General features: G+C 59.4%; 12 protein-coding genes. 10 read left to right on the top strand and 2 right to left on the bottom strand.

From position 1 onward, the window contains the following. Nucleotides 1-22 precede the first annotated feature (22 nt). Nucleotides 23-1,687 carry an electron transfer flavoprotein-ubiquinone oxidoreductase gene (locus BLO50_RS00845; RefSeq protein ID WP_090247970.1) on the bottom strand — a complete coding sequence of 555 codons (1,665 nt, stop codon included), beginning with the start codon at nt 1,685-1,687 and terminating at the stop codon, nt 23-25. A 320-nt stretch (nt 1,688-2,007) separates the two neighbouring features. On the opposite strand from BLO50_RS00845, the gene BLO50_RS00840 reads away from it, so the two are divergent. Continuing rightward, complete coding sequence (locus tag BLO50_RS00840) at nt 2,008-2,757, top strand: electron transfer flavoprotein subunit beta/FixA family protein (RefSeq protein WP_090247968.1); 750 nt, start codon at nt 2,008-2,010, stop codon at nt 2,755-2,757. Then, a complete protein-coding gene (locus BLO50_RS00835) occupies nt 2,758-3,687 on the top strand; it encodes an electron transfer flavoprotein subunit alpha/FixB family protein (RefSeq protein WP_090247967.1) in 930 nt (309 codons plus the stop codon). It abuts the gene before it with no gap. A 66-nt stretch (nt 3,688-3,753) separates the two neighbouring features. On the opposite strand, the gene BLO50_RS00830 is transcribed toward BLO50_RS00835, so the two are convergent. Next, nucleotides 3,754-4,683: an alpha/beta fold hydrolase gene (locus BLO50_RS00830; protein WP_090247965.1), complete on the bottom strand. Its 930-nt coding sequence runs from the start codon at nt 4,681-4,683 to the stop codon at nt 3,754-3,756. Nucleotides 4,684-4,795: 112 nt separating this feature from the next. Here BLO50_RS00830 and BLO50_RS00825 point away from each other — a divergent pair, with 112 nt between their 5' ends. From BLO50_RS00825 to BLO50_RS00790, 8 genes are all read left to right on the top strand, one after another. Then, nucleotides 4,796-5,623: a substrate-binding periplasmic protein gene (locus BLO50_RS00825; RefSeq protein ID WP_090247963.1), complete on the top strand. Its 828-nt coding sequence runs from the start codon at nt 4,796-4,798 to the stop codon at nt 5,621-5,623. A gap of 9 nt (nt 5,624-5,632) precedes the next feature. After that, nucleotides 5,633-5,989 carry a DUF4398 domain-containing protein gene (locus BLO50_RS00820; protein ID WP_244152818.1) on the top strand — a complete coding sequence of 119 codons (357 nt, stop codon included), beginning with the start codon at nt 5,633-5,635 and terminating at the stop codon, nt 5,987-5,989. Further along, the gene (locus tag BLO50_RS00815; protein ID WP_090247962.1) at nt 5,986-6,798 is read left to right on the top strand and encodes an OmpA family protein; all 813 of its coding nucleotides are present in this window, start codon (nt 5,986-5,988) and stop codon (nt 6,796-6,798) included. Before BLO50_RS00820 ends, BLO50_RS00815 begins: the two co-directional genes overlap by 4 nt. Nucleotides 6,799-7,031: 233 nt before the next feature. Next, entirely contained in the window at nt 7,032-8,471 is a 1,440-nt protein-coding gene (locus BLO50_RS00810; protein WP_090247960.1) for an aminotransferase-like domain-containing protein, read from the top strand. Between the two features lie 78 nt (nt 8,472-8,549). Further along, complete coding sequence (locus tag BLO50_RS00805; RefSeq protein WP_090247959.1) at nt 8,550-10,298, top strand: vWA domain-containing protein; 1,749 nt, start codon at nt 8,550-8,552, stop codon at nt 10,296-10,298. Beyond that, nucleotides 10,295-10,876, top strand: coding sequence for an RNA polymerase sigma factor (locus BLO50_RS00800; protein ID WP_090247957.1), 582 nt, complete (start codon nt 10,295-10,297; stop codon nt 10,874-10,876). The genes BLO50_RS00805 and BLO50_RS00800 overlap by 4 nt, the downstream gene beginning before the upstream one ends. After that, nucleotides 10,873-11,649, top strand: a complete 777-nt coding sequence (locus tag BLO50_RS00795; RefSeq protein ID WP_090247955.1) for a hypothetical protein — start codon at nt 10,873-10,875, stop codon at nt 11,647-11,649. The genes BLO50_RS00800 and BLO50_RS00795 overlap by 4 nt, the downstream gene beginning before the upstream one ends. A 151-nt stretch (nt 11,650-11,800) precedes the next feature. Continuing rightward, nucleotides 11,801-12,289, top strand: coding sequence for a hypothetical protein (locus tag BLO50_RS00790; protein WP_244152817.1), 489 nt, complete (start codon nt 11,801-11,803; stop codon nt 12,287-12,289). Nucleotides 12,290-12,292 lie beyond the last annotated feature (3 nt).

The raw sequence follows: 12,292 nt of genomic DNA, 5'->3' as shown, positions 1-12,292 counted from the left end.
CCGAGGGAGCCTTTTTTGTGTCTTACATGTTGGGGTAGTTAGGCCCGCCTGTCCCTTCAGGGGCCACCCAGTTGATGTTCTGGGCAGGGTCCTTGATGTCACAGGTTTTGCAGTGCACGCAGTTCTGCGCGTTGATCTGGAACTTCTGCTCGCCATCTTCCTTGGTGACGATTTCGTAAACGCCGGCCGGGCAGTAGCGCTGCGCCGGTTCGTCGTACATTGGCAGGTTCTTGCCCAGCGGAATGCTCGGGTCGGTGAGCTTCAGGTGGCAGGGTTGTTCCTCTTCATGGTTGGTGTTGGAGAGGAATACCGAGCTGAGCTTGTCGAAGCTGAGCTTGCCATCGGGTTTCGGGTAGCTGATCTTCTGCGTCTCTGCAGCCGGCTTCAAGCAGGCGTAATCCGGCTTGGTGTCGTGCAGGGTGAACGGGATCTTGCCACCGAAGATGTTCTGGTCGAGCCAGTTGAAGCCGCCGCCAACCAGCGGGCCGAACTTGTGCAGCGCTGGGCCGAAGTTACGGCTGCGGAACAGCTCGTCGTACAGCCAGCTGGCTTTGAATGCGTCGACATAGCCGGTCAGCTGGTCGCCGCCTTCCTTGCCTGCAAACAGCGCGTCAGCCACAGCGTCAGCAGCGAGCATGCCGGATTTCATGGCAGTGTGGCTGCCCTTGATCTTGGCGAAGTTCAGGGTGCCGAGGTCGCAGCCGATCAGCGCGCCGCCGTTGAAAACCATCTTCGGCAGCGAGTTGAGGCCGCCTTTGCAGATGGCGCGAGCACCGTAAGCGACGCGCTTGCCGCCTTCTAGGTACTGAGCAATCACCGGGTGATGCTTGTAGCGCTGGAACTCATCGAACGGCGACAGGTGCGGGTTGCTGTACGACAGGTCGACGATCAGGCCGACTACCACTTGGTTGTTTTCCAGGTGATAGAGGAAGGAGCCGCCGGTGTTTTCGCTAGCAACGATATCTAATGGCCAGCCGGCGGTGTGTACCACCAGGCCTTGCTCGTGCTTGGCAGGGTCGATGTCCCAGATTTCCTTGATGCCGATGCCGTAATGCTGAGCATCGGCTTCGGAGTCGAGGTTGAATTTTTTAATCAGCTGCTTGCCGATATGGCCGCGGCAACCTTCGGCGAACAGCGTGTACTTGGCGCGCAGTTCCATGCCTGGGGTGTAGTAACCCTCTTTCGGGTGACCTTCGCGGTCCACACCCAGATCACCAGTGAGAATGCCGTAGACCGCGCCTTCTTCGTTGATCAGTGCTTCCTGAGCGGCGAAGCCCGGGTAGATTTCTACGCCGAGGTTTTCCGCCTGCTGCGCCAGCCAGCGGCACAGGTTGCCCAGGGAAATGATGTAGTTGCCATGGTTGTGCATGGTCTTGGGTACGAAGAAGTCCGGAACCTTGGAGGCTTTCTCGGCATTCTTGAGAACGTAAATGTCGTCACGCTTGACTGGAGTGTTCAGCGGGGCGCCGAGCTCTTTCCAGTCTGGGAACAGTTCATTCAGTGCGCGCGGCTCGAACACCGCGCCTGAAAGAATGTGCGCGCCGACTTCGGAGCCTTTTTCGACCACGCAGACGCTGATTTCTTTGCCGGCTTCGGCGGCTTTCTGCTTCAGTCGGCAGGCGGCGGACAAACCAGCTGGGCCGGCGCCGACGATGACGACGTCGAATTCCATAAATTCGCGTTCCACAGGCTATCTCCTACTCAGGGCTCTCTAATTTTATTTGGCGATCGAGCTCGTTCCGTGAGCGATGCTGGCGCATTATATCCAGACCCTTCGAATGGGCCAATACAAACGTTTGTTTGAATTTTCTGTAGGGCTGTTAGAATCTTACTACATCGCTGACGATTGGCCGCTTCGTTGTATTGACCAGTCTAGGTCGTGCGGTCAAGATACGGGCGGTTTTGTGTCTGCCGTTATTGGTTGACTCCCGGTTCCGGCCGGTCTGCAGTTCCCGCCATGTTCGCTTCTGGCGACATTCTTATTCACCGGAGAGTAACGAGGAATCCATGAAGGTTCTTGTAGCTGTCAAACGAGTGGTCGACTACAACGTCAAAGTTCGCGTCAAAGCGGACAACAGCGGCGTTGATCTTGCCAACGTCAAGATGTCGATGAACCCTTTCTGCGAAATCGCCGTGGAAGAAGCTGTACGCCTGAAAGAAAAAGGTGTGGCGAGCGAGATCGTTGTCGTCACCATCGGCCCGGCCACTGCACAAGAGCAGCTGCGTACCGCACTGGCGCTGGGTGCTGACCGTGCCATCCTGGTTGAGTCTGCCGACGAGCTGAACTCTTTGGCTGTGGCCAAACTGCTCAAAGCTGTTGTTGATAAAGAGCAGCCTCAGCTGGTCATCATGGGCAAGCAGGCCATCGACAGCGACAACAACCAAACTGGCCAGATGCTGGGCGCGCTGACTGGTTTCGGCCAGGGCACCTTCGCTTCCAAAGTGGAAGTTGCCGGTGACAAGGTCAACGTAACCCGCGAAATCGACGGCGGTCTGCAGACCGTTGCGTTGAGCCTGCCGGCCATCGTGACCACTGACCTGCGTCTGAACGAGCCGCGTTATGCGTCGCTGCCGAACATCATGAAAGCCAAGAAGAAGCCGCTGGAAACCGTTACCCCGGGCGACCTGGGTGTTTCCACCGCTTCTACCGTGAAAACCTTGAAAGTCGAAGCGCCTGCTACTCGTAGCGCCGGCATCAAGGTCAAGTCCGTGGCTGAACTGGTCGAGAAACTGAAGAACGAGGCGAAGGTAATCTAAATGACTATCCTGGTTATCGCTGAACACACCAATGCCGCCCTGGCTCCCGCCACGCTGAACACTGTTGCAGCTGCCGCGAAGATCGGTGGTGACATCCACGTTCTGGTAGCCGGCTCCGCGTGCGGCGCTGCTGCCGATGCTGCTGGCAAGATTGCTGGCGTGGCCAAAGTACTGGTTGCTGACAACGCTGCTTTCGCGCATCAGCTGCCGGAAAACGTTGCGCCGCTGGTTGCCGAACTGGGCAAGGGCTACAGCCACATCCTGGCTGCTGCTACCAGCAATGGTAAGAACATCCTGCCGCGCGTTGCCGCTGCGCTGGACGTTGATCAGATCTCGGAAATCATCGCTGTTGAAAGCGCTGACACTTTCAAGCGTCCGATCTACGCCGGTAACGCCATCGCCACCGTGCAGTCTTCCGCTGCCGTTAAAGTGATCACCGTGCGTGCCACTGGTTTCGACCCGGTTGCTGCTGAAGGCGGTTCCGCTGCAGTTGAAGCCGTTGGCGGCGCAGCTGACGCTGGCAAATCGGCTTTCGTCGGTGAAGAACTGGCTAAGTCTGATCGTCCTGAACTGACCGCTGCCAAGATCGTCGTTTCCGGCGGCCGCGGTATGCAGAACGGTGACAACTTCAAGCACCTGTACGCTCTGGCTGACAAGCTGGGCGCCGCTGTTGGTGCCTCGCGCGCCGCAGTCGACGCTGGTTTCGTGCCGAACGACATGCAGGTCGGTCAGACCGGTAAGATTGTTGCCCCGCAGCTTTACATCGCCGTCGGTATCTCCGGCGCGATCCAGCACCTGGCCGGTATGAAAGACTCCAAAGTGATCGTTGCGATCAACAAGGACGAAGAAGCGCCGATCTTCCAGGTGGCTGATTACGGTCTGGTCGCTGACCTGTTCGAAGCTGTACCTGAGCTGGAGAAGCTGGTTTAAGCCGGTTTCCCTAGTGCAGAAAAAACCCGCTCATTGAGCGGGTTTTTTTATGCCCGCTCTATCGCGTTAGTTTTGCAGGGCTTGGAGAAAGGCTCGGTAGTGTTCGGCGGTTTGCTGGGGGCGTTCGATCATCGGGGCATGGCCCGTATCCGCCATGATGATCACGCTGGGGTTGTGCAACAGCGGTTGCATGACCTCGATGCTGGAGACGTGCAAGGCCCGATCTTCGGCGCCCCAGATGATCAGCGTGGGCGCTTGGATCTTCGGTAGTTCAGGCTCCAGCGGGATATAGCGCTCGATCAAATGGACAAATACCTGGTCGTAGTGGGCGCTGTTGGCGATGGCCTGCTCGGCGAAATAGCGCTTGAGCGATTCGGTCAGGTAGGGCGGCTGCACGAAGATGAAGTCCAATAGGCGCTGAAAGTCCTCAGGGCTTTTCACCACCAGCGGATTAGGCTCGCCGCGCTGCAACCGTTGCATCAGTTCGCTGGGGTGTGGCGATGTGATGCCGGCGTTGTCGAGTAACGCCAGAGATAACGTTCTATGCGGGTAGCGTGCGGCATAGAGAGCGCTGATATGTCCACCCATGGAGTTGCCGATCAGGTGCAGCTGTTCTATTCCCAGTGCATCAATCACGCTGGCCAATCGCTCGGTCTGGGTGCCCACGTCGTAGCTGCCAGCAGGTTTATCGCTGGCGCCGAAACCTGGTAAGTCGAGGGCTATAACGCGGTAATCCTGGCTGAGGTAGCGGGCGAAGCGCAGCCAGTTGTCCTTGTTGGCAGCAAAGCCGTGCACCATCAGGATGGTTTGTGCGCTGCTTGGGCCGCCCTCGTAGTAATGAATGTTAAGATCGCTCACGCTGATTTGTTTAAGGCTCAGCCCGGCACGCTGCCGTTCCACCAGTTGTAGGGTCGTTAACAAGGCAGCAGGCGACAGGTAGAGCAGGGCGGCACTGCCTGCGAACAGCAGCACCAATGCGGCGATCAGTTTTTTCATGGCTAGTCTTTATCGCGAATTTGTATGAATGCGTATTAAGCTAGCATGATTCAGAAATCCCCCCGATGTGTGGCCGCAGACGCCCATCCAAGGTTAAGTCGAGAAGTCGCCAATGCTTGAGCGTGGTTTTTATAGGTCGGTTCTTCAAGTGTTCGCTTTATTGCTGATGCCAGCGTTTGCTGTGGCCGCAGGCAAGTGCGAGCGCCTGGTGGCGACCGGTAATCCGGAGTATCCGCCATACCTGTGGCGTGATCCGCAGAACCCCCAGCAACTGATTGGCGCCAATGCCGATCTGTTGCAGCACCTGGCCAAAGAGCTGGGCGTTGTCGTGGATATCATCTACACCGGGCCCTGGTCGCGGGCTCAGGATGAGGTGCGCACCGGGCGTGTTGACCTGATTGCCGGTGCATTTCTGACGCTGCCGCGCCTGGAAAGCATGGACTATGTACACCCCGCGTTCTACTTCACCCCCAGCGTGGTGTGGGTACATCGCGGTGCTGAGTTCCCTTATGCCGGCTGGGATGACCTGCGCAATCGAACTGGCGATACCTTGGTCAATAACAGCTTTGGTCAGACCTTTGATGCCTACGCCAAGAGCAACCTGACGTTGGAAGGCGTTGCCAGCTTGACCCAGGCGTTCCAGAAGCTTTTGCTGGGGCGCACCGACTACGTGCTGTATGAGCGTTATCCGGGGCAGGCGCTGGCTGATACTCTCGGCATGCAAGACGATTTGCTGGTGCTTGACCCGCCGATCTCCAGTGAAGGCTTATACCTGACGCTGTCGCATAACTCGGCCTGCAATGACGCGTGGCTGCGCGGCATGCTGGCGAAGAAAATGAACGAGGCAGTTGCCAGTGGTTTGCCGGACGATTTGCTGCAGCGCAATCTACAGCGCTGGAAAGATCAACAGCTCACACCCAGTGCTGACACTGAACAGTAGGGAATACCTGTGATTTATCGACGTATCTGCGCGGCCTTGCTGCCGCTCATGCTCAGCGCTTGTGCATCCGACCCTGTGCCTAACGAGCAGCTTCGCTTGACCGAGCAAGCCCTCAGTCAGGCCAAGGCATTGGGTATGGCCGCCGAACAATCGGCCTCATTGCGTCTGGCCGAGGAAAAGCTTGTGTTGGCGCAAGCCGCCATGGCCGACGAGGATTACAAGCAAGCGCGGGTGCATGCCGAGCAGGCTGAGTTGGATGCGCGTCTGGCCGAAGCGGAACATCTGACCGGAAAAAGTCAGCAGCAATTGGCCGAATTGAGCAACGCCATCAATCGTTTGCGCAAGCAGCTGGGAGGCTTGCAATGAAGCCTATTCCGCTCAGCCTATTAGGACTTGCCGCGGCCGTGTTGTTGGCAGGTTGTGCGTCATCGCATAACTCCAGTGATCAGGCTCTGCAGGCCGCGCATACGGCTTTTCAGCAGGTCAAAGAAGATGCCGATGTGTTGCGCAGTGCACCCAAGGACCTGATTCGCGCGGGCGAGTCGTTGGCCAAAGCCGATCGCCTGTCGAGCTACTGGGGCAGTGCAGATGATGTCAGCCATTATGCTTATCTCAGTCAGCAGTACAGTGCGATTGCCAAGCAGAAAAGCGCGCTTAACCTGAACCAGGAGCGTGCAGTCAAATTGGAGCTGGAACGCCAGCGCCTACAGTTGGCCTTGCGTGAAGCCAAGCTGCTCAGCGTGCAGGATCAGAGCAACTGGCTTGAGGAACAGATGGTGAGCCTGGCGACGATTCAGAGCGAACGTGGCCTGGTGATGACCCTGGGCGATGTGCTGTTCGATGCTGGCCATAGTGACCTCAAGGCGTCGGCCAATCGCACCGTGTTGAAGCTGGTGCAGTTCCTTCAGCTTAACCCTCGACGTGTCGTGCGCATTGAGGGCTATACCGACAGCCGCGGCGATGCACAGGAAAATCTTGAACTGTCTCGCGCACGCGCTCAGGCTGTGGCCGATGTGTTGGTCGATCTGGGCATTGATGCCAAGCGTATCGAAGTACAGGGCCATGGCGAGAGCTTCCCGGTCACCGAAAACGCCTCGGCCAAAGGACGGGCGCAGAACCGCCGGGTGGAGATCGTGTTCTCTGACGAGCAAGGTAACTTAGGCTCGTCACGCTAAGCTTTCTGCCATTAAAAGCCTCGGTTAGCCGGGGCTTTTTATTGCCTGCTATTTGGGTGAGATAACGACTACGGGGTGTTTTCAGGTGAAGTTGCACAATCCGCACAATGAATGATTGAACCGTTACAGTCCTGGCAGATTGGCACTGTATCGCCCACAATTCAGTGAGCTGTACCGGTGCAATTGTATATGCCCGGTTTACTGTTACGGTTCAGTCAAGCAGGAACGCGGTCATGACCAATCTGTTGCTTTATCAGCGCATAGCCCAGCAGCTGGCGGAAGACATCCGCCGTGGCGTTTACCAGCCCGGTGAGCGGGTGCCTTCGGTGCGCAAGATGAGTGCGCAGCTCAGTGTCAGCCACGCCACGGTGTTGCAGGCCTACGCCAATCTGGAAGATCAGGGCCTGATTCGCGCCCGCCCGCAGTCAGGCTTCTATGTCCACCAGACCCCAGCCCTGACCGCGCCCACTCCCGATATTGCCCGCGTAGAGCGGCCTGGCTTGGTCACGCGCAGCAGCATCATCAACCAGGTGCTTACCGAATCTCGCCGCGAGGGTGTGTTTCCCCTCGGCGCAGCGGTGCCGCATGTGGATTACCTGCCGGTGCGCGCGTTGCACCAGCAACTCGCTAAGGTTACCCGTTTTCACAGTGCACGGGCCTTCAGCTATATGTTCAGCCCGGGTTTTGAGCCGCTGCGGCGCCAGGTGGCGATCCGCATGCGTGATGCCGGCGTGGTGGTCGACCCGACTGAGGTGGTGATCACCCACGGCTGCGTGGATGCCCTGCAAATGAGCCTGCGGGTGCTGACCAAACCGGGTGATCTGATCGCCGCTGAGTCTCCGACCTATTACGGCCTGCTGCAGCTGGCTGATCTGCTCGGCCTGAAAGTTATCGAAATTCCCAGCGACCCGACCACCGGCGTCAGCCTGGAAGCTCTGCAACTGGCGGCCAACCAGTGGCCGATCAAGGCGTTGGTGCTGACCGCGCGGTTAAGCAACCCGCTGGGCGGCACCATTCCCGAAGAGCGCCAGCGCCAGTTACTGCGTCTGGCCGGTGATTACGATATTCAGATCATCGAAGACGATATCTACGGCGAACTGATGTTCGAACAGGGCCCGACCAAGGCGCTTAAATCCCATGATCGCGAAGGGCGGGTGGTGTATTGCTCGAGCTTCTCCAAGACCCTCTCGCCGGGTGTACGCATCGGTTGGATTGTCGCCGGCAAGTATCAGGATGAAATCCAGCGTCTGCAGACCTTCAGCACTCACTCGGCGTGCAGCGTGACGCAGATGGCGGTAGCGGCCTATCTGGAGAATGGCGGCTACGACCGCCACCTGCGCTTTATCCGCCAGGAGTACCGCAAAAACCTCAGCGCCTTTCAGCTGGCGGTGCAGCAGTATTTTCCCGAAGGCACGCAGATGAGCCGGCCCAAGGGCGGCTTTATTCTCTGGGTCAGCTTGCCGGCGCGGGTCAACACCAAGGACCTGCACGTGCGCGCCCTGCAGCAGGGCATCAGCATCGCGCCAGGGCTGATCTTCAGTAATACCGAGCAGTTCAACCACTGCATCCGCCTGAACTGCGGCATCCCGTGGAACCGCGAAGCCGAGCGCGCGCTGATGACCCTGGGCATGCTGGCCGGACAGCTGTGTCAGGAAGGCGCTGCGAGTTTTTAACAGTGGCTTAACCCGAGTCGGATAAGGACTGCGTCTACCTGAGCGAATGGTTTATTCGATCGCTCAGGAGATGCCCCTATGTCTGCTTATCCCGTATTGCTTACCCGTCCTCTGCTTGCCGGTTTTGCCGCAGGCGTATTGATCAGCCTTGGCGCGTGCAGCGCCGCCAATCCCGAGGCTCCGGCTACCGAGGCTGGCAGCCCGCAGTTGAGCGATCAGGCCCATAAGCGTGAACGTGCCGAATTGCATGAACAGCTGGCCGCTGCCCCCGCTGAACTGCAACGCAAAAGCCAGGTGGCGGGCGGCGCCGTGATGCCCAGCGTGGCCTATGCGCCGATGCCGCTGTCTGTGCAGGCCGATGCCTTGCCGCAGGGCTTCCGCGACGAGAATCGCGAGCAGTATCAGAAGCTGGCGAATAATCCGGTGCATGCCGTGGCCGAGACGCCGGTGTCGACCTTTAGCATCGATGTGGATACCGGCAGCTACGCCAATGTGCGGCGTTTCCTCAATGGTGGGCAGTTGCCGCCGCAGGATGCGGTACGCCTGGAGGAGCTGGTCAATTACTTTCCCTACGCCTATCCGTTGCCCAAGGGCGATGTACCGTTTGGCGTGCACACTGAGCTGGCAGCCACGCCGTGGAACCCCGAGAGCCGCCTGCTGCGTATCGCCATCAAGGCTTCGGATCTGCGGGTAGACGAGCTGCCGCCGGCCAATCTGGTGTTTCTGGTGGATGTCTCCGGCTCGATGGATCGCCGCGATGGCCTGCCCATGGTGCAAAGCACCTTGAAGCTGCTGGTCGAGCAGTTACGTGCTCAGGACAAGGTATCGCTGGTGGTCTATGCCGGCTCCTCCAGCGTGGTGCTGCAGCCAACATCCGGCAGTGATAAAGGCAAGATCCGCGCGGCTATCGACCAGCTTACGGCGGGCGGCTCAACCGCCGGCGAGTCGGGCATTCAGCTGGCTTATCAGCAGGCGCAGCAGGGCTTTATCGACGGCGGCATCAACCGCATCCTGCTGGCTACCGATGGCGACTTCAACGTCGGTATCAGCGATTTCGAAACGCTCAAGCAACTGGCCGCCGACAAGCGCAAGACCGGCGTATCGCTGACCACCCTGGGCTTTGGCACCGACAATTACAACGAGCAGTTGATGGAACAGTTGGCCGACGCCGGCGACGGCAACTACGCCTGTATCGACAACCTGCGCGAGGCGCGTAAGGTGCTGGTTGATCAGCTCAGCTCGACCCTGGCAACGGTGGCCAGCGACGTGAAGATCCAGGTTGAGTTCAACCCGGCCGAGGTCAGCGAGTACCGCCTGCTGGGCTATGAGAACCGTGCGCTGAAACGTGAGGACTTCAGTAACGACAAGGTCGATGCCGGTGAAATCGGCGCGGGCCACACGGTAACCGCGCTGTATGAAGTGGTGCCGGTGGGCGGCAAGGGCTGGCTGGAGCCGCTGCGCTATCAGCAAGCGGCCAAGGCGGACAGCCCGGCAGGCGAACTGGCCTGGCTGCGCATTCGCTATAAGGCGCCGGGGCAGGACGTCAGCAAATTGCTGGAGCAGCCGATTCAGGCCGCCGATGTACCTGCTATCGGCCAGGCCAGCGAAGACCTGCGCTTTGCCGCTGCCGTGGCCGCCTTCGCTCAGCAGCTCAAGGGCGATACCTACACCGGGCGTTTCAGCCTGGCCGACAGCGCCGAGCTGGCGCGCAATGCCAAGGGCGATGACCGCTTCGGGCTGCGTGGCGAGTTCGTACAACTGGTGGAACTGGCGCAGAGTCTGCAAACTGCGTCGAATCCTTCAACGACCGCACGAGTACAGCAGTGAATCGACCCCTCACGGATGACGACGCCGCCTTGTTGCGGCGTTACCGCCGCGGTGATACGGCGGCTTTTGCCGAGTTGTATGAGCGTCATCGGCTCGGCCTGTTTCGCTTTCTATTGGGCCTGTGCGGCGACCACGCCCTGGCCGAAGAGGTGTTTCAGGACACCTGGATGAGCCTGATCCGCAGCCAGAGCGAACAGCGCGATAGCGTGCTGTTCAAGACCTGGCTGTACCAGATCGGCCGCAACCGGTTGATCGACACCTGGCGCAAGCATGGTCGGCACCAGGCGGGGCATGCTGAGTACGATGAACAGCAGCATGCCCCGCACGACCCGCAGCCGGGGCCTGAGCAACAGCTCAGCCTGAGCCGCGATCAGCAGCGTTTAGAGGCCGCGCTGGCGGATTTACCGGCAGAGCAGCGCGAAGTGTTTCTGCTGCGCGCCCACGGTGATCTGGAACTGACCGAGATTGCCGAGCTGACCCAGATACCTACAGAAACGGTGAAAAGCCGTTTGCGCTATGCCCTGCAGAAGTTACGTCGGCTGCTGGCTGACCCGGCCGCCGAGGAGTTGTCCGTATGAACCACGATCAACATAGGCTCGATGAGCAGGAACGACAGATTCTGGAGCATTTCCGCCAGCACAGTGGCGGCGAACCCAGTGCGCAACTGGATGCGCAGATTCTCGCGGCGGCCAGCGCAGCAGCGCGTAGCGCGGCCACAACTGAAGCCAAGCCTGGTCTGAGCGCGCGACTGCACAACTGGCTGTTCGGCGTAGGTGGTCGGCAACGCTGGTCGGTGGCGTTGGCCGGGGTCGCGTGCCTGGGGATTGGCGTGAGCTTGACCTGGCGCACCGTCGAGCAGGCGCCCGATGCCTTTGATGCCGTGCCGAACGGCGCACCCATGGCGCCGGCTGCAGCGCGGATGGCCCCACAATCTGCACCGATGCCCGCGCCGCTGGCAGAGTCCGCAGTGATGGCTGATGAGGCAGAGCGCTCACGTGCGGCGCAGCCTGCTCCGGTGATCCAGGGTTACAGCGCCGATGCCGCCAAGGCCGAGAAGAAGCTTTCGGCCGGTGCGTCCAATCAGCTGTTGCGTGAAGAGTCTGCGGCCGATGCGTTGCATGAACAACTGCCACAAGCAGCCCGTGCGCCTGCTGTATCAGCCCCCGAAAAAGCGGCAGACGCAGTTGGCACTCAGGCCGAACAGCAGTTGCGCAGCGAGTTGCAACGCTTACTCAAATTGCGCCGTGATGGTTGGACGGATGAGGCCGATGCCTTGCTGTTACAGCTGATGCGTAAGCATCCAGAACTGGATATCGACGCGCAATTGCAGCAACTGCAATCGGCTGAATAAGCCTGGGTAGGTCAGTCGCTGACGGCCATCGATACCGGTGGCCGTCAGCTGATTCTTAACGCGCTGTTACCTGCCGTACTGATTGCGCGCTTGCAAGCGCCCAGGGCAGGGGCCAGCATAGCGGCTTGTGTCACTGCCTTTGTACCTGCCCATGTTGCCTATTCGAAGCCTCGCCTTGCTGCTGACACTGTTGTCACTGGTGGCTTGCGAGCAAAGTGCTACCCCCCCTGCAAAGCCCAAGGTTGAAACCTCCAAGGCGCAATCAGCGCAAACCGTGGATACCAGCAAGGCGGCCAAGGCTGAGCCTGCGCCCGTTGTGAGCAAGCCTGCGCAGCCCAAGGCTGCCGAAGCCAAACCGGTTCCAGTCAAACCAAAACCTGTTGCGGTTGCGAGCAAGCCCGAGCCCACTGAGCCGAAAGCGCCGCTGGATTTGAGCCTGCACCCTGATGTGTTCGATCCACTGCAACCGCTGGAGCCGCTCAACGACCTGTCGACGCCGCTGTTACCACCGCTGTTTGTCGAAAAAACTGAGCCGGAAAGCCCCTTTCAGCTCAATGGCAAGCTGATCACCAACGAGCGTGGTGACGACTATTGGCAATCGGTTGAGGGCGCGCAGTTGCAGTTCGAGTTCAAGCAGTAGCCG

The organism is Pseudomonas peli (assembly GCF_900099645.1).
Lineage (GTDB): Bacteria > Pseudomonadota > Gammaproteobacteria > Pseudomonadales > Pseudomonadaceae > Aquipseudomonas > Aquipseudomonas peli.
Note: the sequence above shows the minus strand (reverse complement) of the source record. Positions and strands in the feature narration are given on the sequence as shown.